General features: G+C 64.5%; 26 protein-coding genes. 11 read left to right on the forward strand and 15 right to left on the reverse strand.

Features of this window, described 5'->3' with window-relative positions; all coding sequences use genetic code 11:
* Positions 1 to 18: 18 nt before the first annotated feature.
* The 4 genes from HJO_RS07110 to HJO_RS07125 all read right to left on the reverse strand — a co-directional run bounded on the left by HJO_RS07110 (position 19) and on the right by HJO_RS07125 (position 2,779).
* Positions 19 to 1,200, reverse strand: coding sequence for a thiolase family protein (locus tag HJO_RS07110; protein WP_035615540.1), 1,182 nt, complete (start codon positions 1,198 to 1,200; stop codon positions 19 to 21).
* A 264-nt stretch (positions 1,201 to 1,464) separates the two neighbouring features.
* Positions 1,465 to 1,812: a hypothetical protein gene (locus tag HJO_RS07115; RefSeq protein WP_035615542.1), complete on the reverse strand. Its 348-nt coding sequence runs from the start codon at positions 1,810 to 1,812 to the stop codon at positions 1,465 to 1,467.
* A 565-nt stretch (positions 1,813 to 2,377) separates the two neighbouring features.
* Entirely contained in the window at positions 2,378 to 2,500 is a 123-nt protein-coding gene (locus HJO_RS18805) for a hypothetical protein (RefSeq protein ID WP_277813159.1), read from the reverse strand.
* 9 nt (positions 2,501 to 2,509) lie between these two features.
* Complete coding sequence (locus HJO_RS07125) at positions 2,510 to 2,779, reverse strand: hypothetical protein (RefSeq protein WP_035615545.1); 270 nt, start codon at positions 2,777 to 2,779, stop codon at positions 2,510 to 2,512.
* 409 nt (positions 2,780 to 3,188) lie between these two features.
* Here HJO_RS07125 and HJO_RS07130 point away from each other — a divergent pair, with 409 nt between their 5' ends.
* The 5 genes from HJO_RS07130 (at position 3,189) to HJO_RS07150 (ending at position 7,293) form a co-directional block, all read left to right on the forward strand.
* Positions 3,189 to 3,692, forward strand: a complete 504-nt coding sequence (locus HJO_RS07130) for a hypothetical protein (RefSeq protein WP_051618379.1) — start codon at positions 3,189 to 3,191, stop codon at positions 3,690 to 3,692.
* 199 nt (positions 3,693 to 3,891) lie between these two features.
* The gene (locus HJO_RS07135; RefSeq protein WP_035615550.1) at positions 3,892 to 4,305 is read left to right on the forward strand and encodes a hypothetical protein; all 414 of its coding nucleotides are present in this window, start codon (positions 3,892 to 3,894) and stop codon (positions 4,303 to 4,305) included.
* A 79-nt stretch (positions 4,306 to 4,384) separates the two neighbouring features.
* The gene (locus HJO_RS07140) at positions 4,385 to 4,762 is read left to right on the forward strand and encodes a hypothetical protein (protein ID WP_156945469.1); all 378 of its coding nucleotides are present in this window, start codon (positions 4,385 to 4,387) and stop codon (positions 4,760 to 4,762) included.
* Positions 4,763 to 4,889: 127 nt separating this feature from the next.
* The gene (locus HJO_RS07145; RefSeq protein ID WP_035615554.1) at positions 4,890 to 5,552 is read left to right on the forward strand and encodes a glutathione S-transferase family protein; all 663 of its coding nucleotides are present in this window, start codon (positions 4,890 to 4,892) and stop codon (positions 5,550 to 5,552) included.
* 166 nt (positions 5,553 to 5,718) lie between these two features.
* Positions 5,719 to 7,293 carry an ABC-F family ATP-binding cassette domain-containing protein gene (locus HJO_RS07150; protein WP_035615557.1) on the forward strand — a complete coding sequence of 525 codons (1,575 nt, stop codon included), beginning with the start codon at positions 5,719 to 5,721 and terminating at the stop codon, positions 7,291 to 7,293.
* Here HJO_RS07150 and HJO_RS07155 read toward each other — a convergent pair.
* The 8 genes from HJO_RS07155 to HJO_RS07190 form a co-directional block, all read right to left on the reverse strand.
* On the reverse strand, positions 7,290 to 7,877 hold the full coding sequence (locus HJO_RS07155) for a glutathione peroxidase (protein ID WP_035615559.1): 588 nt from the start codon (positions 7,875 to 7,877) through the stop codon (positions 7,290 to 7,292). The genes HJO_RS07150 and HJO_RS07155 overlap by 4 nt on opposite strands.
* A 62-nt stretch (positions 7,878 to 7,939) precedes the next feature.
* The gene (locus tag HJO_RS07160) at positions 7,940 to 8,290 is read right to left on the reverse strand and encodes a DUF1801 domain-containing protein (RefSeq protein WP_162173792.1); all 351 of its coding nucleotides are present in this window, start codon (positions 8,288 to 8,290) and stop codon (positions 7,940 to 7,942) included.
* A gap of 20 nt (positions 8,291 to 8,310) precedes the next feature.
* Positions 8,311 to 8,541 (reverse strand): dodecin family protein, encoded by a 231-nt coding sequence (locus HJO_RS07165; protein ID WP_035615563.1) that lies wholly within the window; start codon positions 8,539 to 8,541, stop codon positions 8,311 to 8,313.
* 95 nt (positions 8,542 to 8,636) lie between these two features.
* Entirely contained in the window at positions 8,637 to 8,963 is a 327-nt protein-coding gene (locus HJO_RS07170) for a PilZ domain-containing protein (RefSeq protein ID WP_035615565.1), read from the reverse strand.
* 151 nt (positions 8,964 to 9,114) lie between these two features.
* Positions 9,115 to 11,289, reverse strand: a complete 2,175-nt coding sequence (locus HJO_RS07175; RefSeq protein WP_156945471.1) for a M13 family metallopeptidase — start codon at positions 11,287 to 11,289, stop codon at positions 9,115 to 9,117.
* Positions 11,290 to 11,370: 81 nt separating this feature from the next.
* On the reverse strand, positions 11,371 to 14,592 hold the full coding sequence (locus HJO_RS07180; RefSeq protein WP_035615567.1) for an efflux RND transporter permease subunit: 3,222 nt from the start codon (positions 14,590 to 14,592) through the stop codon (positions 11,371 to 11,373).
* Positions 14,589 to 15,866, reverse strand: a complete 1,278-nt coding sequence (locus tag HJO_RS07185; RefSeq protein ID WP_035615569.1) for an efflux RND transporter periplasmic adaptor subunit — start codon at positions 15,864 to 15,866, stop codon at positions 14,589 to 14,591. Before HJO_RS07185 ends, HJO_RS07180 begins: the two co-directional genes overlap by 4 nt.
* A gap of 5 nt (positions 15,867 to 15,871) precedes the next feature.
* Positions 15,872 to 17,344: an efflux transporter outer membrane subunit gene (locus tag HJO_RS07190; RefSeq protein WP_035615571.1), complete on the reverse strand. Its 1,473-nt coding sequence runs from the start codon at positions 17,342 to 17,344 to the stop codon at positions 15,872 to 15,874.
* A 226-nt stretch (positions 17,345 to 17,570) separates the two neighbouring features.
* On the opposite strand from HJO_RS07190, the gene HJO_RS07195 reads away from it, so the two are divergent.
* Together HJO_RS07195 and HJO_RS07200 are read left to right on the forward strand one after the other, a co-directional pair.
* On the forward strand, positions 17,571 to 18,968 hold the full coding sequence (locus HJO_RS07195) for a sensor histidine kinase (RefSeq protein WP_051618380.1): 1,398 nt from the start codon (positions 17,571 to 17,573) through the stop codon (positions 18,966 to 18,968).
* A 32-nt stretch (positions 18,969 to 19,000) separates the two neighbouring features.
* Positions 19,001 to 19,690, forward strand: coding sequence for an SOS response-associated peptidase (locus HJO_RS07200; RefSeq protein ID WP_035615573.1), 690 nt, complete (start codon positions 19,001 to 19,003; stop codon positions 19,688 to 19,690).
* Here the strand turns inward: HJO_RS07200 and HJO_RS07205 are convergent.
* Complete coding sequence (locus HJO_RS07205; RefSeq protein WP_035615575.1) at positions 19,687 to 19,935, reverse strand: DUF3297 family protein; 249 nt, start codon at positions 19,933 to 19,935, stop codon at positions 19,687 to 19,689. The genes HJO_RS07200 and HJO_RS07205 overlap by 4 nt on opposite strands.
* Positions 19,936 to 20,054: 119 nt before the next feature.
* On the opposite strand from HJO_RS07205, the gene HJO_RS07210 reads away from it, so the two are divergent.
* Positions 20,055 to 21,107 carry a hypothetical protein gene (locus HJO_RS07210; RefSeq protein ID WP_051618381.1) on the forward strand — a complete coding sequence of 351 codons (1,053 nt, stop codon included), beginning with the start codon at positions 20,055 to 20,057 and terminating at the stop codon, positions 21,105 to 21,107.
* On the opposite strand, the gene HJO_RS07215 is transcribed toward HJO_RS07210, so the two are convergent.
* Positions 21,104 to 21,610, reverse strand: coding sequence for an SRPBCC family protein (locus HJO_RS07215; RefSeq protein ID WP_051618382.1), 507 nt, complete (start codon positions 21,608 to 21,610; stop codon positions 21,104 to 21,106). The genes HJO_RS07210 and HJO_RS07215 overlap by 4 nt on opposite strands.
* Positions 21,611 to 21,732: 122 nt before the next feature.
* Between HJO_RS07215 and HJO_RS07220 the strand changes: the two genes are divergently transcribed.
* From HJO_RS07220 to HJO_RS17635, 3 genes are all read left to right on the forward strand, one after another.
* Positions 21,733 to 22,917: an FAD-binding domain gene (locus tag HJO_RS07220; RefSeq protein WP_035615577.1), complete on the forward strand. Its 1,185-nt coding sequence runs from the start codon at positions 21,733 to 21,735 to the stop codon at positions 22,915 to 22,917.
* A gap of 76 nt (positions 22,918 to 22,993) precedes the next feature.
* Entirely contained in the window at positions 22,994 to 24,001 is a 1,008-nt protein-coding gene (locus HJO_RS07225) for a zinc transporter ZntB (RefSeq protein WP_035615579.1), read from the forward strand.
* Between the two features lie 9 nt (positions 24,002 to 24,010).
* The gene (locus HJO_RS17635; RefSeq protein WP_051618383.1) at positions 24,011 to 25,405 is read left to right on the forward strand and encodes a mechanosensitive ion channel family protein; all 1,395 of its coding nucleotides are present in this window, start codon (positions 24,011 to 24,013) and stop codon (positions 25,403 to 25,405) included.
* A gap of 43 nt (positions 25,406 to 25,448) precedes the next feature.
* Here HJO_RS17635 and HJO_RS07235 read toward each other — a convergent pair whose 3' ends face one another.
* Positions 25,449 to 25,976, reverse strand: coding sequence for a GcrA family cell cycle regulator (locus HJO_RS07235; RefSeq protein WP_035615581.1), 528 nt, complete (start codon positions 25,974 to 25,976; stop codon positions 25,449 to 25,451).
* Between the last annotated feature and the right edge of the window lie 14 nt (positions 25,977 to 25,990).

Genomic DNA, 25,990 nt, shown 5'->3' on the forward strand with positions numbered 1-25,990 from the left:
TCAATCTGACCGGTTGGATCAGTAGCGTTCGAGGGCCATGGCGATGCCTTCGCCGCCGCCGATGCAGAGCGAGGCCATGCCTTTTTTCAGGCCGCGGTCTTCCATGGCGGCCAGCAGCGTGACGATGACGCGGGCACCGGACGCACCGATCGGGTGGCCCATGGCGCAGGCGCCGCCATTCACGTTCAGCTTGTCATGGCTGATGCCGAGTTCCTTCATGGCGATCATCGGAACGACCGCGAAGGCTTCGTTGACTTCCCAGAGTTCGACATCGTCGATGCTCCAGCCAGCCTTTTCGAGGGCCTTCTTCATGGCCGGCACGGGCGCGGTGGTGAAATATTCCGGCTCGTGCGCGTGGCTGGACGAGGCGACGATGCGGGCGATCGGCTTCAGGCCGCGCTTCTTGGCTTCCGACAGGCGCATCAGCACCATTGCAGCGGCACCATCGGAAATGCCGGAGGCGTTGGCCGCGGTGACCGTGCCGTCCTTCGAGAAGGCCGGGCGCAGGGTGGGAATCTTGTCCGGCATCGCGGTGCGGGGCAGTTCGTCCGTGTCGACAATCGTGTCGCCCTTGCGGCCTTTCACGGTGACCGGGGCGATCTCGCGCTTGAACTTGCCGTTCTTGGTGGCGTTCTGGGCGCGGGTCAGGGTTTCGAGGGCGTAGGCGTCCTGCTGCTCGCGCGTGAACTGGTATTCGACGGCGATCTTGTCAGCGAACAGGCCCATCGGCCCGTGCGTATAGGCGTCGGACAGGCCGTCGAGGGCCATGTGGTCTTCCGAGGTCATCGCGCCATACTTGTGGCCCTTGCGGACGTTCAGCAGGTGCGGCGCGTTGGTCATGGATTCCATGCCGCCAACGATGACGATATTGGCATCGCCCGCGAGGATGGCCTGGCGGCCCATCACGGTGGCCTGCATGCCGGAGCCGCACATCTTGTTGATCGTGGTGGCCTCGAGGCCCTTGTCTTCACCGGCCTTGAACCCGGCCTGGCGGGCGGGCGCCTGGCCCTGGCCTGCGGGCAGGCAGTTGCCCATGATGATTTCGTTCGCTTCGCCCGGCTTCAGCTTCGCCTCGGCGATAGCGGCCTTCACGGCAATGGCGCCGAGTTCGTTGGCAGTCAGGCTCGAAAGGTCGCCCAGCAGGCCACCCATCGGGGTGCGGGCCATGCCAACGATGACGACGGGATCTTGTTCGGACATTCAGGGTTCCTTCCAGAAAGTATTTTCTTGCAGTTGCGAACACATAGGCGCTTTGACGCTGCGGACGTCAAGACCGCGCGGGGGCCAGGATAGCGTATACGCCAGCACTGACGGCCGCATCCCTCGGGCGGAGGGGGCGGCAGGCGGCGGATACTGATTTCCCTGAGGCTCGTCCTGAGCGAAGTCGAAGGACGAGCCGGGCCGGGCGGGATTCTCGCCCGCGCCCTATCCTTCGACTTCGCTCAGGATGAGCGCTGCGAGGTTTCAGGACGTGTCGGGAGAGGCCGGGCGCGGCCCGAAGGCAGCCCGAACGCTACACGCAAACAGCCCGGACACTGCACGAAGCGCGACGGCGATGCACGCAGGCGCCGCGACGGCCAGCCGCTGCCAGGCCGATATGGCCGGGGCATCGTAATGGTAAAGGGCGGGGTCGCGCGGCGCGTCGGCCATGTAGGCGACGCGGAGGCGGCCGGTGACGTAGCAGACGGAGATCATCAGTTCGCGCCGATGGCGCATCTGCCAGCGCTTGATGACCATCAGCTGCAGCCACACCCAGGGCCGCATCCAGATCGGGAAGCGGGCCAGCAGGGCGGATATCTGGGCGCGGGTCATGGCGGGAGTATACGGCAGGTGCGGAAGGGGGGGGATAAGTTCTCGTCTATACACTTTGCGAATAAGAAAACTTTCCCAATTATATATTTGACAAAGCTTGCGCCGAGTCGGGGAAAGGATAACCCTCGTGGCCGACAGGCTGGTACTAATTGAAACTAATCTTAGGCGTCTCCTGAAAGACGATCCGAAAATTCGTGAGCAGCTGCATAAGCTTCTGGATCAGGCTTATGAGAGCGTGCTTCAGCGGCAGTGCGATAGCTGGGGAAGCCTTCCGGATATGCCGCTTTCGTCCGACCAGCTATGGCAGGCCCTTCTCCGCGAAGCGCAGTGCGTCGGAGGCAAGACAAGTCAATAGATGCCTCAATGCAGAAGTTCGCGGCCAACGACATCTGTTCGTTTGGAACAGCCTCCAAGGCCGCTCCCTTTTGTCCTTTTTGAATGTTGGCGCCGAAGGGCGGGATCGGCCTTCTTCGGAAAACGGATCAAAGGTTTGGAGCGTTGAACCGCGATGCCTAGCGTCGAAATCAATGAGCCGGAGTAGCGCCCGGCCCGCATCACCCTCGCCCTACTCTCTCGGCTTCTTCTTCACTGCGCCGACGATCAGGCCCCGTATCCAGAACCCGACCATCAGGATCACGACAAGGCCAACGCCTGTCACTGCTTGCGATATGAGGCTGGTTTCCTGCATGGCTGTCTCCTAACGGGTGTCTCTCAATAGCGCCTCACTGGCTGCGTCCAGCGGCGCCTCGGCAGGCTGCTCATTGCCTTCGAGAAGATCGTACACGTAATCGCCCGTGATGATAAAGAGAAAGATCCAAAACCGCACGAGGAGATGAAGGCGGCGCGCGAGCTGACGCCCGCGCTGGAATTGTAACGCTAGTTCGCGGTTGAAGAATTGGGCTCTGCCATAATTATCGTCTCCGGATGAGGCGATCGACCGAAACACCCCAATCCCTGTCTTGAGCAAGTGACCACGACCAATCGCGCTCCAGCGGTTGAACTCATGCCCCCGGACTCCGGCCAGATTTTCGAGAGAAATCCACTTGAGGGCGATTCTTCCTCATATGCCAGCTATGTATGAGTGCATTGCATTGGACAGGATTCGCCAGTCCGTGACAGGACGAATCCGACTTCTCGCCGGTCCACATCATCAACGCTGCAAACATCACGTCCGCACTGGGCGCCGTCACGGCGCGTTGCGGGGACGACTGAACGTCTCCGCGAGAGATGATCGTCCGCGTCGGGTGCAAACGCGGGCAGGGGGTGAAAACGGAAAATGGACAAGTGTGAGCCAGTTCACTTCACGATGCCCGATACGCTGTTATGTTGCTCCTGTCGCTGATCGAGCGAGGTCAACCCAACAAGGATCAAATCTCATGAAACGCCTCAACATGCTTCTCGCCGCCGCCCTCGCTTTGACCAGCGCAGCGTCTGCCCAGATGCCGGGATATGGCCAGGGCCAACAGCAGCCGGGCCAACAGCAACCCGGCATGGGCCAGGGCCAGCCCTATGGCGGCTATGGCAACCAGGGCGGCTTCACCCCTCCCGGCGGCGGCAGCTTCGCCGCCCTCAACGGCGTCTGGGCCTACACGATCCAGGGCGGTTCGGGCCCGGAGATTTTCCAGGCGCAGGTCGACCCGTCTGGCCGGTTCACCGCGCGCAGCCCCACGACCAGCCTCCAGGGCCAGTTCAATGGCATGGCCGGCCAGGGCATGGCCGTTACGCCGGGCCAGAACGGCCGCCCCATGCAGAACCGCGTGCAGCTGCAATTCGATGGCCAGTGCCATATCCAGGTCACCTTGATCGGCCAGAACGGGCGTCCGTTTGGTCAGGGCATGGTCCACGCAAACCACAGCCCCGGCGCGCCTTGCCCGAACTAGGCGGCCTTGCCGTTCCGTACACAGCCCCCGCACCTCGAAGGATGTGCGGGGGCTGAATTGTTTGTGCGGTCGGTGACAGGCGGGGGCGTCTTTTTCCGGGGGTGTGCCGCAGCTCACAGCGCAGTGGGCGGCGCGGGGGTAGGGTCAGTCCATCGCCGCCAGACCAGGCGGCCCCAACCTGGACAGATGGATACCCGTCATGACTCATTTCCTCTCCCGCAAGGCCATCAGCAGCGTGGCCATCATCGTGGCCAGCGCCGCCGTGCTGCTCGCCGGGCTGACACCCCAGGCCAGTGCGCAGGCCAATGACAGGGGCGCGGCCCCGGCGGCGGCCACCGACGCGCCTGATGCGGCGCCGTACGATCCGGAGTCTGACTGGATTGCGATGACCCTGCTCTGGGGCGAGGGCGACGTCGGTTGCGGGGAAAACTGTGATGATTATCCGGCGTTCGATGAAGGCTCCTGGCCGGTGTACGATATCGACCCTGACGTGAGTCAGGCCAACTGCTACGCCATCAGCGAGGAATGCGGCCTTTCTGCCGAACAAGTCGAGCGGATGCGCGGGAACATCGACAATGAACATCAGGCCTTGATCGATTCCATTTGGGAATAGGCGGCGCGTGACGGCACAGCACCCGGACGCCGCGCCGGCGGATCAATGCGGCACCAACCTGGACAAAAGGATACCCGACATGACTCATTTCCTCTCCCGCAAGGCCATCATCGCGGCCAGCGCCGCCGTGCTGCTCGCCGGGCTGACACCCGAGGCCAGTGCACAGGCCAACGAGAGTGGCGCGGCCCCGGCGGCGGCCACCGACGCGCCTGATGCGCCGCCGTGCGATTTTCTGGACAGCTGGCAAAAACTCGCCCCGGAGTGCTGGACGGACCTCAGGGACGAGCCGGTGGTCCATGACGAGGACTGGGTGCCGTATGAACCCGAAAATGACTACGGCTTCGGCTATTGCCATGCCTTCCGCCCGGAATGCGGCTATCCTGACGGCGAGCCGGCGTGGGATAGCTCGGACTACGAGTCCGGCCACCAGGCCTATATCGACGCCATCCGGGAATAGACGGGCGTTCGACGGCGCCGGACCGGGATGGTCCGGGTGATTTCAGCTTGTGCCCGCGGGAGGGAGGCTTCACAATTGCCGCTGGAGCGTTCGGGCCCTGGACGCCGGTAGAAGGGAACACTACGCCATGCTGAAACTGTACGGATTTCCAGCGTCGAATTATTTCAACATGGTCAAGATGGCCCTGATGGAGAAGGGCGCTCCGTATGAAGACGTTCGTGTCTTTACGGGCCAGTCGGAAGACTTCCTTGCCAAGAGCGCGATGGGGAAGGTTCCCTGCCTGGAAACGCCTGACGGGTTCCTCACCGAGACGAGCGTGATCCTCGAATATATCGAGGACGTTGTTGACGGGCCGTCATTCTTTCCGGCGGATGCGTTCGGCCGGGCGCGCGCCAGGGAGTTGCTGAAATATTCCGAACTCTATATCGAGCTGCCGGCGCGGCGATGCTATGGCGAGGCCTTTTTCGGCACCGGGCCGGTGTCCGACGAGGTGAAGGCCACTGTGCGGCCGGTGCTTGAGAGGGGCTGCCGCGCGATCCGGCGCCTGGGGCGGTTCTCGCCGTATCTTGCAGGCGATGATGTCTCGTACGCGGACTTCGTGTTCATGCACGCATTCCCGAATGCGGCGGCGGTTGCCAGGATCGTGTTCGACTGGGACCTGAATGATGCGCTGCCCGAGGCCGCCGGGCTGCTTGAGCGCCTCAACCAGCGCCCGGTTGCGATCAAGGTGGCCGAGGATGCCAGGAACGGCATGCGGGAGTTCCGCGAAGCCTATGGCATGAAAGGCTGACCCGTGGTGGCCTGCCGGGCGGGGGAGGCCGCCGGCCGCCCCTTGCGCCGGCGCGCCGGCTTTCATAGATACATACCCAACGCTGACGCCTACGGAAGGACCCGGACAATGGATTTTGCAACGCACACCCTTCGCTGCATGTCTCCCTTGTCGAAAGCGTCTTCCCATGACCGCGTTTGTTACCCTTACATCGATTTCCCTTTCCACACCTGATGCCCGCCCACTGTTTGACGGCCTGACCCTCGCCATCGGGCGGGAGGTGATCGGCCTTGTCGGACGCAATGGGAGCGGCAAGTCGAGCCTGCTCGACGTGATCGCGGGCGATGCCATGCCGGTGGCGGGAACCGTTCACCGCGGCGGGACGGTCGGGCGGCTGGAACAGCTGCCGGACGAGACCTTGAGCGTGGCCGAGGCGCTGGGCGTTGCCGAGGGGCTTGCGCGGCTGGAGCGGCTGGCGGCGGGGCAGGGCAGCGTGGCGGATGCCGGCGCGGCGGACTGGACGCTGGAGGCGCGCCTCGCGGCGGCGCTGGCCGGGACGGGGCTGCCGGGGATGGACCTGGCACGGCGGCTGGCCACGCTGAGCGGCGGCGAGCGCACGCGGGTGACGCTGGCGCGCCTGTTGCTGGCGGCGCCGGACGTGCTGTTGCTGGACGAGCCGACAAACAATCTCGATGCGGACGGGCGCGCGGCGATTGCGGGCCTGCTGGCGACCTGGACAGGCGGGGCGGTGGTGGCGAGCCATGACCGGGCGCTGCTGGAGCAGGTCGACCGGATTGTTGAACTGTCGCCGGTGGGCGTCACCGTGTTCGGCGGGGGCTGGAGTGAATTCCGGGCGGCGCGCGAGGCGGCGCGGGACCGGGCGGAAGCGGAGCTGGACCGGGCCGGGAGCGAGCTGAAACGCACGGAACGCGAAGCGCAGGTCGCCCGCGAGAAGCAGGACCGGCGCGACAAGGGCGGACGGGCGACACGGGCGAAGGGCGGTGCGCCGAAAATGCTGCTCGACGCCCGCAAGCAGCGCGCCGAGACGACACGCGCGCGCGGCAGCGATGTGGCCGAGCGGCTGACCGGGGCCGGGCGTGCGGCCTATGAGGCGGCGCGTGAACGGGTCGAGGTGGAGGTGCCGCTGCATGTCGACCTGCCGGTAACGGGCCTTGCCGCCAGCCGCGACCTGCTGGCCCTGAGAGGCGTTGTGATGGCGCGCGGCGGGCGGCGCCTGTTCGCGCCGCTGAACCTTGACGTGCGCGGGCCGGAGCGGATTGCCATCAGGGGCGCGAACGGGTCCGGCAAGACGACGCTGTTGCGGTTGATCATGGGGGAGGCTGAAGCCGATGCCGGCGAGGTGCGGCGGCTGACCGACCGGATGGCAATGCTGGACCAGCATGTCAGCCTGCTGGCACCGGAGGAAAGCGTGCTCGAGAATCTGCGGCGGCTGAACCCGGAACTGACGGAGAATGCCGGGCGGGCGGCGCTGGCGCGGTTCGCCTTCCGCAACACCGCGGCGCTGCAACCGGCGGGCACGCTGAGCGGCGGCGAGCGCCTGCGGGCGGGCATGGCCTGCGTGTTCGCGCGGGCCGAGCCGCCTTACCTGCTGCTGCTGGACGAACCGACCAACCACCTCGACCTTGCGGCGGTCGAATTGCTGGAAGCGGCCCTGTCAGGCTTTGACGGGGCGCTGATCGTGGTCAGCCATGATGCCGACTTCCTGACGGCGATCGGCGTGACGCGGGACGTGTGCCTCTAGCTGCCGAGGGCAGCCTCGATATCGGCGACGAGGCCGGCATCGGCCGGCTTGGTGGCCGACGGGTAGGCCTTCAGCGGCGTGCCGTCGCCGGAGGCAAGGATCTTGTGGAAGTTCCATTTGGGCTGGGCCGCTTCGCCGAGCGTCGAGACGGCGTGGAGATAGAAGGGATGCTCTTCGGCGCCAGTGACGGCGTATTTCTGGGTCAGCGGGAAGGTGACGCCGTAATTGATCTGGCAGAAGGTTTTGACTTCCGCTTCGGTGCCGGGTTCCTGGCCACCGAAATCGTTGGAGGGCACGCCGACAATGACGAGGCCCTTGTCCTTGTAGGCCTCGTAGAGCGCCTCGAGGCCTTCATACTGGGGCGTGTAACCACATTTGGACGCGGTGTTGACGACGAGCACGGCCTTCGCGCCGAGGCTGGCGAGGTCGAATGGCTTGCCGTCGATGGAGGTGAATTCGGTGCTGGTCATGGTGGTGGCATCCGTAAGCGGGGGTGAGGCGGGGTCAGCCGAGGCGGGCGCGGGAAGGCTGGCGAAAGGCAGAGCGGCGGCGAGGGCCAGGAGGGCGAGCGAGCGTGACAACATGGGCGGGTTCCTTTGGAAGCCTCAACAAGACCTAATCCGATTTCCGGCCGTGTCACGCACGGTCAGCGAACTTTCTGCGGATCAAGGCGGTCAAGCGCGATGGCGGCCTCGACCAGGTCGCTGAGCCCGTCATCCATGGCGTCGACGGAGGTGACCTTGACGTGACGCAGGGCCTTGCCGGTGCCCTCGACGAGATCGGGGAATGCGTCGGCGAGGCGCGCGCCGTTCCAGAGCTGTAGATTGCAGCGGGCCTTGTGCGCGATGAGCGAGAAGACGCGTTCGTGCCCGGTCCAGCAGGGAAAGCCCCAGGCGAGGCCGAGGCTTAGATGGGGGCCGAGCGAGGTGATCTCCGCGCTGAGCGCGTGGGCAATGTCGCGGGGCAGGCCGTCGAGGGAGGCAAAGTACGCCTCCACTCGCGGGTCGACCGGCATGGCTACTTGGTCTTCTTGGCCTTGGTCACGGCCGGTTCGATTTCGAACGTCATCTGAAGGTTGACGCGATAGGTCGCGATCTTGCCGTTCTTCACGGTGGTCGACATGTTGTTGACGTTCGCCGAGGCGAGGCCGCGCACGGTCTTCGAAAAGCGGCTGACGGCGGTCTGGATGGCATCCTCGAAAGACTTCGTGGATTCTGCCATGATCTGTTCGGATTTCATGATGGCCATAGGGGGTTCCTTGTTCCAGGGTTGAACAGAAACGCCATACAAGCCTTAAAAGCGAAGCCTGCCAAGCAGACTCTCGTCAGGCGAGAGTGCCGGGCCTAGGGAATGAGCGTCAGGCCGACTTCGGAATTCTCCTGCCAGACGACGCGGGCCCGACCGTTGATATTGACGGCCTTGGCGTTGAGCTGGACCTCGGCGGGCAGGTTCTCGTTGGTCGGGAAGCGCAGGCGCACGCCGGTATTGGAATAGTCAAGGACGATGCCGCGGCGGGTGTAGCCGGACTCGTAAACCACGAAGGCTTCACGGTAAGCGACGCCGCGCACAGGCCGGGGAACGTCCTGTTCCGGCGACACGGCGTGATCGATCCGGCCGCTCGAGGGCGAGGCGGATTTGCGATTGCCGAATACACGGTCGAGTAGGGCCATAGTTTTTGCTCACATTCCAAATCGGGCCAATTGAAGCCCATGCCCGGTAAATGCAAATAGCGCGCCAACACTTAACAACGCGCTTACCGGCGCAAAAAAACGGCGCCCGAGGGCGCCGCTTTCTGTTGATTCAACTACAGGGGGCGGATGGTTACCAGATTCTGATGCGTTGTTCCGGCGGCAGGTAGAGCGCATCGTCCGGCCCCACGTCGAATGCGGTGTACCATTCGTCGAAATTACGCACGATTCCGTTCACCCGATAGTTGGGCGGGGAGTGCGGATCGGTCAGCATCTGGCGGCGCATGGCCTCTTCACGGTTCTTCGACCGCCAGACCTGGGCCCAGGCCATGAAGAAGCGCTGGTCGCCGGTCAGGCCGTCAATCACCTTGTCCTTCTTGCCGTTGAGGCTGAGATGGTAGGCCTTGTAGGCCATAGACAGGCCGCCAAGGTCGCCGATATTCTCGCCGAGCGTGAGCGCGCCGTTAACGCAGGTTTCGCCGTCATCATACGGACAGAAGGCGTTGTACTGGGCGACGAGCGCACTGGTCTTGGCCTTGAAATTGGCCTCGTCCTCGGCGGTCCACCAGTTGCGCAGCATGCCCGTGCCATCCGACTTGGCACCCTGATCGTCAAAGCCGTGGCCGATTTCGTGGCCGATCACGCCGCCGATGGCGCCGTAATTGACGGCCGGATCGGCGCTGAGATTGAAGAAGGGCGGCTGCAGGATGGCAGCAGGGAAGACGATTTCGTTGCGGTTCGGCGAGTAATAGGCGTTCACCGTTTGCGGCAGCATGCCCCATTCGGTGCGGTCGATCGGCTTGCCGAGGTCGGAGATCATGTCCTTGTAGGCCCAGTCATTCACGGCCATCTGGTTGGCGAAGGCATCGTCGGTGACCACGAGGCTGTCATAGGTCTCGAACTTTTCCGTATAGCCGATCTTCGGCGTGAACTGGTCAAGCTTGGCTTCGGCTTCCGCCTTTGTTTCAGCACCCATCCAGTCGAGTTCCTGAAGTTTCTCGGCGAGCGCAACGCGGAGGTTGGCGACGAGCTTGTCCATCGCCGCCTTGTTCTCTGCCGGGAAGTAGCGTTCGGCGTAAACTTTGCCGACAGCTTCGCCGACCGAGTCCTCGACGGTTTCGACGCCGCGTTTCCAGCGCACGCGCTGTTCCTCGAGGCCACTGAGCTGCTTGCCGTAGAAATTGAACACCGTGTCGTCGATGCGGGCCGGCAGGACGTCGGATGCGTCGATCAGCAGGTGGGCCGTCAGGTAGGCCTTCCACTGGTCGAGCGGCGCGTCCTGCATGACCTTGAAGATGCCTTCGATGCCGCCGCCGGAAATCTTGGCAACATCTTCAGGGGTGAGACCGTTTTCGGCGATCTCTTCCGCTGTCGGGGTGACCTGGCGAACGACAAATTCCGACTGGTCGCCGAGGGCGAGGTCATTGATCATGGTGGCGGCGGGGAAGGCACCGGCCAGGGCAATGAGGTCGTCCCTGGACATCTTGTTATAGGTCAGGTCCCGGTTGCGGCCTGCGGCACGATCCCAGTGGGCCTCTGCGATCCGGGTTTCGAGCGCGATGACCTGGTCGGCTGCGGCAGCTGCGTCGGCGTAGCCGGCTTCGGTCAGAAGGCCTGTCAGCATGGTCTTGTAGCCGGCCAGCAATTCCTTGTTCTTGTCATTGGCGACCAGGTAATAGTCGCGGTCGCCCATGCCGAGGCCGCCCTGGTTGATGTAGAAGATATAGTCTTCGGTCGATTTGGAATCGACATCGACCCAGCCTCCGATCGGCGAGGCGAACCCGTTCGCGGCAAAGATCCTGGCGAGGTCTTCACGGCTCGACATTGCCTTGATCCGGTCGATATAGGGCTGGGCCGGTGCGAGGCCCTTGGCTTCGATCGTGGCGGTATCCATGTAGGCGTTGTAGATCGTGGCGACCTTGCCTTCGAGCGTTGCCGGATCCGGCTTGGCGGCGGCGAGTTCCTCGATGATCTTGTGCACGCGCTGTTCGGATTTCTCGGCGAGCAGGGTGAAGGAGCTGTAGCGAGTCCGGTCGGCCGGGATCACGAAACTGTCGAGCCACTTGCCGTTGACGAAGGCGTAGAAGTCGTCGCCGGGCCGGATGTCGGGGTTCTGCGTGTCGAGGTTGATGCCCCATTTGCCCCAGGTGTCCGGGGAGGACAGTTCGAGGCCTTCGGCGGTGACATACTTGCCATCGGCATTGGCGACGGGGGCTGGCGCGGGAGCCTCGACTTTCGCCGTTTCCTTGGCAGGGCCGCAGGCGGTCAGCAGCGCGATGGCTGCAACACCCAACATCAGTTGTTTCATGTGCACTTCTCCATTTGCAGGGCCATGTCCGTGTTCCCGCTTCTCATGGAAGGGGAGGGCATGTCACAGGTTAATCCAGTCTCATTCGGCAGGCGCGAACGCCCCAAGGTCGTCTCCCCTGGTAGTGCCGATCAGTTCGTCTTCATCCATGGTGACTTCGCCGGAATAGGTCTCGCCGATCTGGCGGAAGGGCTTGCCGCCCCAGGTCCAGCGGAAGATCCGGCCAATCTCGACACCGACAGCGTAGAGCGCCGGCACCATCAGCAGCGACACGAAGATCGCGAAGGCGACCGCGCAGGCCAGCGACACGATCATCGGCTTCAGGAACTGGGCCTGGGTGGAGCGGACGGCGAGCAGTGGCAGGATGCCGACAAAGGTGGTGACGGATGTCAGCAGGATCGGACGGAAGCGCGAGACACCGGCATCGACCAGTGCCTGGATCGCCCCGGCGCCTTCGTCGCGGCGTCGGTTGACGTAATCGATCAGCACGAGGTTGTCGTTGATCACGACCCCTGCGGCGGCGGCGATGCCGAAGAAGGCAAACATCGCCATCGGCGTGTTGAACAGGGCGAGGCCGAAGATCGCGCCGCAATAGGCAAAGGGCAGGGCCATCATCAGCAGGATCGGCTGGGAGTATGACCGGAACGCGACGGCCAGCAGGATGTACATGGCACCAATCGCGATGACGACCAGGCGGCCGATCTCGGCGAAGAATTTCTGCTCTTCCTCGAAACCGCCGGCTTCACCGCGCTGGACATCCGGGAAGCGCTTCTCGAATTCGGGCCAGTATTCCTTTTCCATCGCGCCCATGATCTGGGCGCGGCCGCCTTCGCCCTTGATTTCGGCATAGACCGCGACCGACCGGGTGCGGTTGCGCCGGATGATCCGGTTGATGCCGGGGGCGTATTCGAAGTCGGCGACCTGCGTGACCGGGATTTCCCGGCCGTCGATGGTGCGCAGCTTCAGGCTGTCGAGGCTGTCGAGGTCTGCCCGTGCGCTTTCGGGCAGGCGGACCATGACGCGCACGTCCTCGCCGTCGCGCGGCAGGCGCTGGACTTCCTCGCCATAATAGGCCTGGCGCAGCTGGCGCGAGACATCCGCCAGCGTGATGCCGAGCGTTTCGGCGCCGGGCTTCATCGTTATGCGGATTTCCTCGGCGGAGGAGGACAGGTTGTCGCCGATGTCAAAGGCGTTGGAATAGGTCGCAAGGTGCGCCTTCACGTCGGCGGCCGCCTCGCGCAGGCGGGCGAGGTCCTGGTGGTTGAGCGCGAAGCGGATGCCGCTGTCGTCTTCGTTGAAGGTGAAATCGAACCCGATCTCCTGGGCATCCTGGACTTCGCCGACCAGGTCACGGAGCCGTTCGGAGACATCCTTGGTGCGGATCTCGATAGGCCGGACCTCTGGCGGGGCAAGGCCGACCCAGGCGCGGACGAACTTGCCGGACGCGACGACCGAGGCCTGCGTGACCAGGCCGTCTTTCAGCTCCGGGTATTCCTTGTCGGTTTCATCCATGATGCGGTCGATGCCGCCCTGCAGCTGGTCGCGGACCTGCAGCAGGCGTTCATAGGGCGTACCTTCCGGCATCTCGATGCTGACCTGGATCAGGTCGGCCTCGATTTCCGGCATGAACTGGAAGGGCACGATGCCGCTTGTCTGCATCTGGAAGGCAAGCGCGAACAGGCAGAAGAAGAAGGCGACCGTTGCATAGCGGAACTTCATCGCAAATTCGAGCACGGGCTTGTAGAGGTGGTTGGCGAACCAGAGCAGGCTGTCGGCGATGCGGCGCTGGAACTTCATGAAGCCGCCGGTGGGGCCGTCGAATTCCTGCTTCTTCATGTGTGCCAGATGGCTCGGCAGGATGAGCATGCACTCGACGATCGAGAAGATGAGGGCGGCAACGACCACGAACGTGATCTGCTGGGTGAACATGCGCGTCGGACCGGAGATGAAGGCCCAGGGCAGGAAGGCGATGATCGTGGTCAGGACGCCGAAGACGACCGGCTTGAGAACCAGCTGGGTGCCGACAATCGCCGCGTCGATGCCTTCGCGCCGACCGCTTTCGACTTCCCTGTGTATGTTCTCGCCGACAACGATGGCGTCATCGACGACCACGCCGATCACCAGCAGCACGGCGAAGGTGGACAGGATGTTCCAGGACACGCCGAAATAGGGCAGCAGCATGATGCCGCCGGCGAAGGCGGTGAAGATGCCGATGGTCACCCACAGCGCCACCAATGGGCGCAGGAACAGGACCAGCACGAGCATGACGAGCACGGCGCCCGAAAGGGCCGACTGGGTGATCAGGTCCATGCGGGCCTTGAACTCGACCGAATTGTCCCAGAGGACGTCGATCTTGACGGCTTCCGGCAGGATGCCGTTGGCCGGGTCGTTGGCTTTCTTGACGAACTCCTTGAACCCGTCGGTGTATTTGACGATGTCCATCTTGTCGGGGGAGGGGATCATCACGAACGCTGTCGGCTCGTTGTCGAAGGTCGCCTTCAGCTTGTCGCTAACAAAGCCGTCGATGACGGTTGCGACATCGGAGACGAAGACCGTGCCGTCGCTGCTGGTCTGACGGATGATGATCTTGCTGAACTGGTCGGCGGTGTCGGCCAGCTGGCGGGCCGTGATGTTGACGTCGCCGGTCGAGGATTCGATGCGTCCGCCGGACGAGTTGAGAGACGACTCGCGGATGGCGTTCGCCACGTCGCTGAAGCTGAGGCCAAAGCGGCGCAGGGCCTGCTCGGACACTTCGATACTGACCTGTTCGTCCAGCGTGCCCTGCAGCTCGGCCAGTTCGCCGCCGGGCAGCTTGGCCAGTTCATCACGCACGGTGTCGGCGACGCGCTTGAGCGTGCGGTTGTCGACATTGCCGTGGATCGCGAAGCCCATGTACTGGTCGCGCTGTTCCCAGCGCGTGATCTGCGGCTGGAAGGCCGCCTGGGGCAGGTTGTTGATCTGGTTGACCCGGCGCTCCACGTCCTTGACGAAGACTTCCATGTCGACGTCATCGCGGCCCTTGATGTTGACCACGCCGAAGCCTTCGCTGGCAATCGACGTGATCCGGTCCAGCCCGTTGAGGTCGGCGACGGCTTCCTCGATGCGGGTGACGATCTGCTCTTCGACATCCTGCGGCGAGGCGCCGTTCCAGGCGACGGACACGGAGGCGCCGGTGACGTTGATCACCGGGAACATCTCCTGTTCCATCTTCGTGTAGCCGAAAATGCCGCCGACAAAGGCGACGATCATCAGCAGATTGGCGGCAACAGCGTTACGGGCGAACCAGGCGACTATTCCGCTCATCGTGACGTTCCCTCATCCCCTTTCAGCGCGACGGCCTCTTCGCGGACGTCTGCGCCGCCTGCTGCGTCGTCGGGCTTGTCATGCTCATAGACTTTGACGGTGCCGTCTTCCATGCGCTCCATGACCGTGATGCTCATGCCGTCGAACGGCGCCTGGACCGGGCTGACAATGGCGAGTTCGCCAGGCGCGATGCCTGAACGGACATAGGCGCCGTCTGCGTCGGAATAGATCAGGTCGACCGGGCGGATCGACAGTTTGCCGTTTTCCGCGTCACCGATGAAAATGCGGTCTTCGCCGCGCAGAGACGCGCGCGGCGCGATCAGCACGTCCGGAATGGTCTCGCCCTCGATCGTGGCATTGACGAACAGGCCGGGTGCCATCGGGGCATCGCCGTCAGCGCCCTTGCCGTAGGGATCCTTCAGTTCCGCGATCACGTTGATCTGGCGCGTCATCGAGTTGACTGCCGCAGCGCTGCGGACGACTTCGCCCGTCCAGTGACGTTCGACACCGCCCACGGTGGCAGTGAAGTCGACCTTCGGGCCGGGAGACTGTTCGGATGCGGCAAAAGCCAGCGGCAGGCCGAGCCGGCCCATTTCGGCATCCTTCAGCGGCAGCGACACTTCCACCACGTCATTGGCAAAGATGCGGCCAAGGGCGGAGCCTGCGGCCACGACCTGCCCGATATCCACGCTGCGTTCGCGCACGCGGCCGTCGAACGGCGCGTAGACCGCGGTTCGGTCGAGGGCCAGTTCGGCGTCCTTCAGCTGGGCCTTGGCGCCGTCGAGCGCGGCCTGGGCCTCGGCCAGTTGCGGTTCGCGGCGGGCGAGGGGCGTCACGTTCTCGAGGCCGAGGTCGGCGATGTCCTGGGCGGCAAGGTCGGCTTCGGCGATTTCGCGGGCGAGGCGCTGTTCGGCGCTGGCGACACCGGAGCGGGCGCGCACGACGGCGAGCTCGTAATCAGCCGCTTCGACGCGGACCAGCAGCTGGCCCTTCTTGATGAAACCGCCATCAATGAAGTCAGGCGAGACATAAGACACGCGACCGGAAATCTGTGGGGCGACCACGATCTCGCGGCGCGGGCGCACTTCGCCCTGGGCCTCGACCGTAAGGTGCAGGTTGCCGCGGCGCACGACCTCGGCAAACACGTTCAGACCGACCTTGGCCTCGTCGGCCTTTTCCGGTTCCGGCTTGATCATTTGCAGCACGAAGCTGCCGCCGACGCCGACCACGATAATCACGATGATCGGGGCAAGGATTGAGACAATGCGGCTCATGTAAATCAGCTCCTGCCACGCAGTGCGGCGTTCTTTGGGGTGTCCATTATAACAGATTGGCTCGAGCCTGTACCGGTCGGCAGGCCGCCGCCAAGCGCGAGGTGGTAGGCAACCCGGTTCGCAGCGCGGCTGGCGCGGGCCGATACCAGAAGGCTCTCGGCGTTCAGGCGGCGTGTCTGGGCGTCGATCAGGTTGAAGATGGTGATCGTACCGCTGGTGTACTGACGTTCGGCTAGCTCTTCGGCGAGGCGGGCTTCTTCAAGGGCGCGGGCCTGGGCGTCTTCCTGGTTGGCCAGGAGGATATCGGCGGCGAGCGCGTTTTCAACCTCGCGCCAGGCGTCAAGCGCGGCAGCGGCGTAATTGGCGACGGCGGATTCGGCCTGGGCCACGGCGGCGTCACGCTGGGCGTCGAGATTGCCGCCGGTGAACAGTGGCTGCACCAGGCCGGCAATCAGGTTGGCCGCGATCTGTTCGGGATCGAACAGATCGGAAATCTCGGTCGTGTTGGTGCCCGCAGATGCAGTCAGGCGCAGCGATGGCAGCATGGCGAGGCGGGCCTGCTCGGCGCGCAGGCCGGCGGCGGTGATGCGCGCCTCGGCGGCGGCAATGTCCGGGCGGCGCGACAGGAGGAGGGCGGGATTGCCTTCCGGCGTGATGACTTCGAGCGAGGCGATTTCGGCCGGGGCCTGGATTTCGGCTGACGGGTAACGTCCGACCAGCGTTTCCAGCCGGCGGGCAGCTTCGCCGGACAGCTGGCGGCGGGCCGCAATCGTGGCTTCCGACCCGGCGAGCGCGCTGCGGGCGGTGCGCACGTCGAGCGCATCAGCGAGGCCGCGCTGGAAGCGCCGTTCGGTCAGGGTGCGCACACGGTCACGCGCCTCGAATGTCAGGACGGCGACGCGCTCCTGGGCGAGGGCCTCGTTGAGATTGATCCAGGCGATGGCCGTCTGCGCGGCGACAGAGAGTTCGGCAGCGGCATAGTCGGCCTGGCTGGCCACCAGGTCTGCATCGGCGGCGCCGATGCCGGACCCGATCCGGTTCCACAGGTCGACTTCCCAACTCGCATCCAGGCCGATGCCGTAGGTGCCGTCGGTCGACCGGTCGGAATTGCCGCCGAAATTGTTCGACGTCGACGTGACGCCTGCCGAGGCCGAAGCGCTGACGCTCGGGCGGCGCTGCGACCGGGCGGCGCGGGCAAACGCCTTCGATGCGCGCACGAGGGCCGCGCGGGATTCCAGTGTCGGGCTGTTGGTCAGTGCTTCGTTGACGAGATCAACCATCACCGCGTCATGAAACTGGCTGAGCCAGTCTGCGCTCGTCGGAACGCCGGCGACGCCGCGGGCGGCCCATTCCTGCGGTGCTTCGACAGAAACGGCAAAAAATTCCACGGGTTGGCCGGCACGCTGGCCATGTGACCCTGAAGACGATGCACACGCCGCAACAAATGCCGTGCCGAGTAATAGAACAGATCGTTTCATGCCGCAGCCAAAGCTCCCGAGTGTCTCGCCCTCCGGTTACGATGGCGCTAGTCGACTGTCAACGAAAAATTATCGACTTTCAATAATTTTGGCCTGGGTGTCACGGGGGCGGCAGACTGCTAGAATGCGGCGGTCGGGGCTTGGCAGATGTCCGGTGGCGCTGTAGCCGCAGCCTGGAGAATGGCGGACTGGCCGCGGCAGTCCGGCAAGGGGAGGGGGAGACCGGATGAACAGAGTAGATCCATCCGACGTCCGCCTTCCGGGCCGGAGCGCACTGACACGCCGCGCGCGCGATTTTGTCGTCGTCGGCCTGTGTTTTTCGGCCGTGCTGTTCCTGCTTGCCGTGACCGGAGAGCTGGGCTGGATCGAAGCGATCACGGCATTTGCCGTCTCCGTATCGGTGGTGGTCGCCTATTATGTCGGGTCGGCCGCATTCCTGCCCGTTTCCTCGCCATCCGGGCCGCAGTCGACCAGCCCGGAGGGGCCACAGGACCAGGCCATCGCGCAGGTCCTGCAAGCGCTGCCCCTGCCGGCGCTCGAAGTGGACCTGGAGGGGCGCATCACCGGGTTCAATCCGCCGGCTGACATGATCCTGCACCTGGAAGGGCGCTACAAGCCGCATGCCAGCGCGGTTATCCGGTCTCCGGCGCTGTTGTCGGCGATCGAACGGACGGCGAAGGGCGAAGAGGCCGGGATCATGTCGGTGGAGGTCAATAGCGGCCCTGACGAGACCTGGCGCGCGAATGTCTCGCTGTTGCAGGGCACAGGCCATACGCTGGTCATGCTGGAAGACCTGACACCTGTGCGCCGGGCGGCGCGGGCCCGGTCGGACTTCCTGGCCAATGCAAGCCATGAATTGCGCACGCCGCTGACGGCGCTGTCCGGTTTCATCGAAACGATGCGCGGCCCGGCCAAGGACGACAAGGCGTCCTGGGACCGCTTTCTCGATATCATGGCCGGTGAATCCGAACGGATGAGCCGCCTGATCGCCGACCTCCTGTCGCTGTCGCGGATCGAGTTTTCCGAGCATATTGCGCCGAGTGAGCGCGAGGATTTCACCCGCATCGTGCGCGACGCCGCCGAGGCGCTGCAACCGATTGCCGACGACCGCAGCATCACGCTGGACATTCGCGGCGACGCCGCCGCGCTGCCGGTGATCGCGCACCGCGACGAGGTGGTCCAGGTCGTGGAGAACCTGCTGACGAATGCGCTGAAATATTCCAGCGCCGGCGGGCGTGTCACGGTATCCTATGGTGACGCCGCCAGCATGGCGGACGCCCGTGGCATGGCTGGCCAGGCCTGGCCCGAAAGCGACCGCATGACCCTGCTGCCCGCCGGTGGCCGGCCCGGCGTGCCGGACCCGTCGGTCTGGCTGCGCATCGAGGACCAGGGGCCGGGCATCGAACGCGAACACCTGCCGCGCCTCGGCGAACGCTTCTACCGCGCCGACCAGAGCCGGGGCGGCAAGATCACCGGCACCGGCCTCGGCCTTGCCATCGTCAAGCACATCATGGCGCACCATCGCGGCGGCCTGTCGGTGGAAACCCGGATGGGAGAGGGCAGCGCGTTCGGCATATGGATGCCCGCCGCCCCGGGCCGGACCGCAGGCACAAAAGCGGTCTAGGGTTTGCGCCGATAGCTTGCTAGGCTGGCGGCATGTGCGGACGCTTTTTCAGACACGGGGTGACCTGGGAAGAATATTATACCGGGCTCAACCTGATCATCCCGGACAATGTCGACCCGCCGGAGCCTGCCTACAATATCGCGCCGACCCAGATCGCGCCGATCATCCGGCTGGTGCCCGAAGGCGACGGCCCGGACCAGACGGCGCGCGAACTGGCGCCTGCAATGTGGGGGCTGGTGCCCTCGTGGTGGCACAAGCCGCTGAAGGAGAAGACGTTCTCGTCGTTCAATGCCCGATGCGAAACCGTGGACACCAGCAATGCCTTTCGCGGCGCGTTCCGGCATCGCCGCTGCCTGGTGCCCGCCAGCGGATACTATGAGTGGACCGGGCAAAAGGGGGCGAAGACGCCGTTCGCGATCGGCCTGAAGAACCGCCGCTGGTTCTGCTTTGCGGGCCTCTGGGACCGGGCGATGATCGACGGGTCTGAGATTGACAGTTTCACCATCCTCACGACCGTGCCGAATGATGCGACGGCGGGGCTGCATTTCCGGATGCCGGTCATCCTGCACCCGTCGGACTATGCCCGCTGGCTGGACACCTCGCGCAAGGATGTGGAGGCGTTGTTCGAACCGTTTCCGGCCGAGGACATGAACATATGGGTGGTCGGGTCGGCCGTCGGCAATGTCCGCAACCAGGGCCAGGACCTGATCCGCGAGGTCTAGGCCTCCGGCTCGTCCTTGATCCAGACTTCGACCGGGCCCTTCAGCAGCATGGTGAGGGGGTTGCCCTTGCGGTCAACCGCCTTGCCGGCGGCAACGCGGATCCAGCCTTCGGAGATGCAATACTCCTCGACATTGGTTTTCTCTGTCCCATTGAAACGAACGCCGATGCCGCGCAGCAGCAGGGCTTCGTCGTAAAAGGGGCTCTTCGGATTGACGCTGAGGCGGTCGGGGAGTGTGTCGGTCATGGCGCCGGTTTAGCCCGGGCCGGGCCGGGGCGGCAAGGGGGTTTGCGCGGGCGCGCTGCCGCTTGCCGCCGGGCCGTGTTCGCGTCAGGCTCGGCGAAGGACGACATGGAGGCAGGGAGATGGTGGCGAAGAGCAGGGACGATGCAGCGCTGGCGGCGATTGGTGCGCAGGCGGACCTGCACCACCAGTACCTGCTCGGCCTCGAACTGATGGTCGCGACGCGGGAGGGGCCGGCCGTTGTCGGCGACTGGATGTTCCGCCTGTTCCGGCGCCAGCACGAGGCGAAATTCCTGTCCAGTTTCCGTAAGCTGGGCCTTGATGCCCTGCCGCATGCCGTAGCCTGCGCGCGATACCATGTGCTGTCGAACGGCATGGGCGGCGTAGCGGTGGAATACATGGAAGAGAGCGACACCAAGGCCTGGGTGCGCTTCCGGTATCCACGCTGGATGTATGATGGCCCTGCGATCTGTGGCGTGCCGGTGGAAGCGAGCCGGGGGTTCCTGCGGGGCTGGTATGCCCAGAACGGGGTGTCGCTGGGTAATCCGCGGCTCGGTTTTGTCTGCGTGTCGGAGGACATGACCGGCCAGTTCGGCCTGTGCGGCTATTTCCGCGAATACGATGATGCCCTTGCCGAGGACGAGCGGCTGCAATTTCGCCCGGACGAGCGCCCGCCGGCCTACGACCCCACGCAGCAGCCGCGTCCGCCGGAAGGGACGTGGGATGAGGCGCGCCTGGCCAAGGCGAACCGCAACTATGCGATGGACTATATCCGCAATGGCCTGTCCGAACTGGTCGGCGTGCTGGGCGAAGCGCGGACGCTGGAACTCGGCAAGCTCGCTGCGCGCCTGACCGGGCTGCAGCAGTTCCGGCACATGGCGGCGGCGCTCGGCGTGGAAGAAGGCGGGCCCGAGGCGGCGGCCGGATTCCTTGCGGCGATGATGGCGGGCATGGGGGATGATGTGTCCGTGGCAGTGCAGGACGGCGGTGGCACCAGCGTGCACCAGACAGGGCTGCGCATCGTGCGCGGCATGGACGGCACCGAGCGGGACGTCGTTCTGGCGTGCTGGTGCGACTTGTGGCGCGGTGCGATCCAGGCCTCGCGGGACTTCATGTCCGTCGATGTGGCGCAGGTGCCCGACGGGCTCGACTGGGTGATCCGGCGCGAGGCCTAGTCCGTGTGCGTCAGGCGGGCCATTGCCTGGGCCTTCACCGCGTCGACAGCCGGGGCGAGATCGGCGAGGCCGCTGGCCGCCGTGCCGTTTGCGACTTCGTCGAACGTGACTTTCGACCCGTCGCCGTCGGGCGCGATGGTGATGGTCCAGACGACCGTGACACCGAGCGCCTGCAACGGCCCGAACGGTGCGTCGAGGCGCAGCAGTTCACCCTCGAGGACCGTGAGGACCTGGCCATGGGCGACCGATCCACCGTCCCAGGTTTCCGTCCACAGGCCGCCGGCAACAGGGGCGAGCGCCAGGTTGGCCGCATCGCCCGAATAGGAATGGTCAGGTGACCACCATGTCTCCGGATGGACCAGGCGTTGCCACATGGCGGCGGGCGCTAGCGACGAGGTGGCCTCGTGCCTGAGCACGTAATGGTCGGGGGCCGCGGCGACCACGTCGGCCTGGGCGGTGGTGGCAAGGCCGGCAAGGACAAGTGCGCAGGCGAGGCGTTTCATGGCAGTCTCCCGTTCTGGTGTGCGCGTGAATATGACGGCTACGGAAAATTGGGCAAGCCGGGGCGTGGCCGCCTTTCAGACCCGGAGCATTTCTGTTAGCCCGTTCCGGAAAGGACGGTGCGATGAAGATTTGCATCAGCGGCGCTGGCGTTGCCGGACCAACGCTCGCCTATTGGCTCGAGCGGTCAGGGCACAAGCCTGTACTTGTCGAGCATGCGGCGGACTTCCGGGCTGGTGGCTATGTCATCGACTTCTGGGGAACAGGTTACACGATTGCCGAACGGATGGGCGTTCTGGAAGATGTCCGGGCGCGCGGCTATTCGATCGAAGAGGTCCGCTTCGTGGACGCGGATGGCACTAAGGCGGCGGCATTTTCCGCCAAGGTGTTCGGCCGGATGACCGGAGGGCGGTACACGAGCCTGCCACGGGGCGACCTTGCCGAATGCATCTACATGGCAGTCCAGGACAAGGTCGAGACCGTGTTCGGCGACAGCATCTCCGCGATCGACATGGGGGACGAGGGCGTGGCTGTTCGTTTCGAGAGCGGCGCCCGGCGCGATTTCGACCTGGTGATCGGCGCCGACGGGCTGCACTCTAATGTGCGGCGCCTGCTGTTCGGGCCGGAGGTGGATTACGAACGTAAGCTGGGCTTCTACGTCGCGGCGTTCGAAGTCTCCGGCTACACGCCGCGCGACGAAAATGTCTATCTCAGCCATGCCGTGCCTGGACGGACGATTTTCCGGTTCGCCCTGCGCGGCGGCACGACCCTGTTCCTGTTCGTGTTCGAAGCCGGGCGGATGACCGGCCCGGAGCCGCACGCCATGGCCGGCCGGAAGGCGGCGCTGCGCGACATATTCAGCGACATGAAATGGGAATGCCCCGACATCCTCGGGGTCATGGAGGACGCTGACGACATCTATTTCGACCGGGTCAGCCAGATCGAGATGCCGGCCTGGTCAAAGAGTCGGGCGATGCTGGTCGGTGATGCAGCGGCCTGCGTGTCGCTGCTGGCAGGGGAGGGCACCGGTCTTGCGATGACGCAGGCCTATGTGCTGGCTGGCGAACTGCAGCGGGCAGGCGGCGATCATCGCGCGGCCTTCGCCGCGCATGAAGCGCGGCTGCGGCCCTTCCTGCTGGCGAAACAGAAATCCGCACGGGCCTTCGCGTCCTCGTTCGCGCCGAAGACGGCGCTCGGCATTGGCGTTCGCAACCTGGTGACCAACCTGTTGCGGGTGCCATTCGTGGCAAACCTGGCGATCGGGCCAAGCCTGAAGGATGATTTCGACCTGCCGGACTATCGTCTCTGACCGGTGCGGCGCGTTTGCGCCGGAGGCCGTGATCGGCTTAAGTCGTCATGGCAGACCAACAGCCACGGACCCGCGTATGACGACAGGCCCCTCCAGCAGTAACAGCCCCGGCGAACCGATGGTGTTCGGCTGTGTGCTCGACGGGGCTGGCGGTTGCCGGATGCTGGACTGGCAGGAAGCGCAGGCATGGACCCCACTACATGCCACCGATGTGCTGTGGCTGCACATGGACCGTACCGTACCCGGCGTGTCGGAATGGTTGCATGCCGCGCTGCCGGCCTCTGATGCCACAATGGATGTGCTGATCTCGAACGAGACCCGGCCGCGCGTGTTCCGCGAAGGCGACGGCCTCATCAACATCTTGCGGGGGGTCAATTTCAATCCCGGGGATGTCCCTGAAGACATGATCGCCATGCAGGTATGGGCCGAGAAGAACCGGGTCATCACATTGCGCCGGCGCCGGCTGCAGACCCCGCGCGATGTGCTGGCCAGCCTGCAGGATGCAGGAACCGGTCCGCGCACGGCAGGCGACCTGGTGATGGCGCTGACCAGGGAATTGATCGGCAAGATCACCCAGGCCATCGTTGCGATGAATGATCGGATCGACGAACTGGAAGCGGACGCCGCAGCGGCGACACCCAAGACCCTGGTCGAGGAGATCGGCGGTATCCGGCGCACCTGTCTTGCCTTCAAGCGCTATCTCTCGCCGCAATATGATGCCCTGCTGCAATTGCAGCGTGACCCGCCGGACTGGATGTCGGCCAGCAATCGCAACATGGTCAGGGAGATGCTGGACCGGCTGACCCGGAACCTCGAGGATCTTGACGTCTCGAAGGAAAGCGCTCTCGTATTGCAGGACGATCTCAACAACCGGGCCGCCAGTGAAATGAACCGGACCATGTTCATTTTTTCCATCATTGCGGCGATCTTCCTGCCGCTCGGCTTCGTAACAGGTCTGCTCGGTATCAATGTCGGTGGCATGCCGGGCGTCGATTCCAGCGGGGCGTTCTGGATCACTGTGGCCATTCTTGCCGTCCTGGTGGGCCTCGAATTCCTGCTGTTCAAGCTGATGAAATGGATCTGAGGTAGGCACATGGACCCTGATAACATTGATATCGAGGCCGTCGGGTCGCAAGTGACCACGTTCATGGGGCAGGCGCAGGTCTGGCTGGCGGCCTTCCTTGAACGGGCCCTGTCGATCGCGATGCTGTGGCAGGTGGGCATCATCATTGCTGCCGCAGCGATCGGCTGGCTGGCGTCGCGCGTGCCGCGGCGCATGCTGTTGCACGTGGCTGAAAAGTACGCCGCGGCGGTCATGTATTCGCGGTTCTGCCGGTCATTTGCCAAGGTTTCCTGGCCGTTGATCAGCGTCATCCTTATCTGGTGCGCAGCGTTTGGATTCAGCCTGGCCGGGTTGCCCTATGAGGGTTTGCGGATTGTCGGCAGCCTGATGAACGCCTGGATCGTCGTGCGGCTGATGACCCTGAACATGCGCGAGACCATCTGGTCGACGCTTTTTGCGGTGATCGCATGGACTGTGGCCGCGCTGTTCATCCTGCACCTGCTGCAGCCGACACTCGACCTGTTGCGCAGCACCCATGTCGCCGGAACGAAAATCAACGCCCTGACCCTGCTGGCCAATATCCTGATCGCCATCGCGGCGCTCTGGCTGGGTCGGGTGGCCGGGGATGCTGCGCAGATAAAGCTGCGGTCGACCCGCCAGCTCAACCCGTCCACGGCGGGGCTTCTCGGCCAGGTCACGAAGATCGTCGTCATCGGCTTTGCGGTCGTGGTTGCGCTCCAGTCGATTGGCGTGCCGCTTGGCGCGCTGGCGGTGTTTTCCGGTGCCCTTGGTGTCGGCATCGGCTTCGGCCTGCAGTCGATCTTTTCGAACTTCATCTCCGGCGTGATCATCCTGTTCGAGAAATCGGTGAAGGTCGGCGACTTCATCGAACTGCCCTCGGGCGTGACGGGGCTGGTCAACGAGATCAACATCCGGTCGACCCTGGTCACGACCAACGACAATGTCGATATCCTGGTGCCCAACGAGGAGTTCATCAAGGCACAGGTCATCAACTGGACCCTGCGCGAGGCGCGCCGGCGCATCCGGGTGCCGTTCGGTGTCGCCTATGGCACCGACAAGGACCTGGTGCGGCAGGCAGGGCTGGAAGCGGCTGCCGAGGTCAACTGGACGCTCGAGAACATGGGTCCGCGCGCGCCGCAGGTCTGGCTGGTGGGGTTCGGGGACTCCAGCCTCGATTTCGAACTGGTCGTCTGGCTGAACGAAGAGGCGGTGAAGAAGCCGTCCAAGGTGAAGGCGGATTATAACTGGGCGCTGCATACGGCCCTGGAGCGTCACAATATCGAAATCCCGTTCCCGCAGCGCGACTTGAACCTGAAACCGCCAGGGCCGATCCGCGTCCGGATCGAGCCGCAGGATGCGCCGGCGCAGGCGGATCCCGAGACAGAAAAAGCCCCCGAAGAATAACTCCGGGGGCTTTCCTGTGGGTCGCTGGGGTTACCGGCTGGAATCAGCCAGCGATGCGACGCACATAATCGTATTGGCTTTTCTTCTGGTCCCGCTTGCGGGCCGGCTGGAACGCCACCTTGGCATGCTCGGCGCAATAGGGCCCACAGTCAGACTTGCGGCCGCAGAACGCGAATTTCGGGTCCGCCGGATCGCCGATCGGCCATTTGCACATGGAATCCCGCAGCGTGAGGATGGTCGCGGCGCCGCCATCGGCGAGTTTCAGCGGTGGCAGTGGCGCGATCATCGCAGGACGCTCGACCGGGCGCGCATGCTCTGTCGGAGCCGGCGCAGCGGCGGCGGGCGTTGTCACGGTACCGTCCGGCATCAGGCGCGGCTTCGGCCGGGCCAGGCGTGGCGGGCGCTTGACGGGGCGCGACGGGGTCGCACGGCCGGACAGGCCGAGGCGGTGGACTTTGCCGATCACGGCATTGCGGGTGACGCCGCCCAGCTGCTTAGCGATCTGGGAGGCCGAATGGCCCTCCGCCCAGAGTTTCTTGAGTACATTTACCCGTTCATCGGTCCATGACATGGATTGAGGTCTCC

Source organism: Hyphomonas johnsonii MHS-2 (genome assembly GCF_000685275.1).
In the GTDB taxonomy this organism is placed as follows: Bacteria; Pseudomonadota; Alphaproteobacteria; order Caulobacterales; family Hyphomonadaceae; genus Hyphomonas; species Hyphomonas johnsonii.

Coding starts and splice junctions, on each gene's coding strand:
- HJO_RS07110 (WP_035615540.1), bottom strand. CDS start 1,200: ATGTCCGAACAAGATCCCGTCGTCATCGTTGGCATGGCCCGCACCCCG.
- HJO_RS07115 (WP_035615542.1), bottom strand. CDS start 1,812: ATGACCCGCGCCCAGATATCCGCCCTGCTGGCCCGCTTCCCGATCTGG.
- HJO_RS18805 (WP_277813159.1), bottom strand. CDS start 2,500: ATGCAGGAAACCAGCCTCATATCGCAAGCAGTGACAGGCGTTGGCCTT.
- HJO_RS07130 (WP_051618379.1), top strand. CDS start 3,189: ATGAAACGCCTCAACATGCTTCTCGCCGCCGCCCTCGCTTTGACCAGC.
- HJO_RS07135 (WP_035615550.1), top strand. CDS start 3,892: ATGACTCATTTCCTCTCCCGCAAGGCCATCAGCAGCGTGGCCATCATC.
- HJO_RS07140 (WP_156945469.1), top strand. CDS start 4,385: ATGACTCATTTCCTCTCCCGCAAGGCCATCATCGCGGCCAGCGCCGCC.
- HJO_RS07145 (WP_035615554.1), top strand. CDS start 4,890: ATGCTGAAACTGTACGGATTTCCAGCGTCGAATTATTTCAACATGGTC.
- HJO_RS07150 (WP_035615557.1), top strand. CDS start 5,719: ATGACCGCGTTTGTTACCCTTACATCGATTTCCCTTTCCACACCTGAT.
- HJO_RS07155 (WP_035615559.1), bottom strand. CDS start 7,877: ATGTTGTCACGCTCGCTCGCCCTCCTGGCCCTCGCCGCCGCTCTGCCT.
- HJO_RS07165 (WP_035615563.1), bottom strand. CDS start 8,541: ATGGCCATCATGAAATCCGAACAGATCATGGCAGAATCCACGAAGTCT.
- HJO_RS07170 (WP_035615565.1), bottom strand. CDS start 8,963: ATGGCCCTACTCGACCGTGTATTCGGCAATCGCAAATCCGCCTCGCCC.
- HJO_RS07175 (WP_156945471.1), bottom strand. CDS start 11,289: ATGAAACAACTGATGTTGGGTGTTGCAGCCATCGCGCTGCTGACCGCC.
- HJO_RS07180 (WP_035615567.1), bottom strand. CDS start 14,592: ATGAGCGGAATAGTCGCCTGGTTCGCCCGTAACGCTGTTGCCGCCAAT.
- HJO_RS07185 (WP_035615569.1), bottom strand. CDS start 15,866: ATGAGCCGCATTGTCTCAATCCTTGCCCCGATCATCGTGATTATCGTG.
- HJO_RS07190 (WP_035615571.1), bottom strand. CDS start 17,344: ATGAAACGATCTGTTCTATTACTCGGCACGGCATTTGTTGCGGCGTGT.
- HJO_RS07195 (WP_051618380.1), top strand. CDS start 17,571: ATGAACAGAGTAGATCCATCCGACGTCCGCCTTCCGGGCCGGAGCGCA.
- HJO_RS07200 (WP_035615573.1), top strand. CDS start 19,001: ATGTGCGGACGCTTTTTCAGACACGGGGTGACCTGGGAAGAATATTAT.
- HJO_RS07205 (WP_035615575.1), bottom strand. CDS start 19,935: ATGACCGACACACTCCCCGACCGCCTCAGCGTCAATCCGAAGAGCCCC.
- HJO_RS07210 (WP_051618381.1), top strand. CDS start 20,055: ATGGTGGCGAAGAGCAGGGACGATGCAGCGCTGGCGGCGATTGGTGCG.
- HJO_RS07215 (WP_051618382.1), bottom strand. CDS start 21,610: ATGAAACGCCTCGCCTGCGCACTTGTCCTTGCCGGCCTTGCCACCACC.
- HJO_RS07220 (WP_035615577.1), top strand. CDS start 21,733: ATGAAGATTTGCATCAGCGGCGCTGGCGTTGCCGGACCAACGCTCGCC.
- HJO_RS07225 (WP_035615579.1), top strand. CDS start 22,994: ATGACGACAGGCCCCTCCAGCAGTAACAGCCCCGGCGAACCGATGGTG.
- HJO_RS17635 (WP_051618383.1), top strand. CDS start 24,011: ATGGACCCTGATAACATTGATATCGAGGCCGTCGGGTCGCAAGTGACC.
- HJO_RS07235 (WP_035615581.1), bottom strand. CDS start 25,976: ATGTCATGGACCGATGAACGGGTAAATGTACTCAAGAAACTCTGGGCG.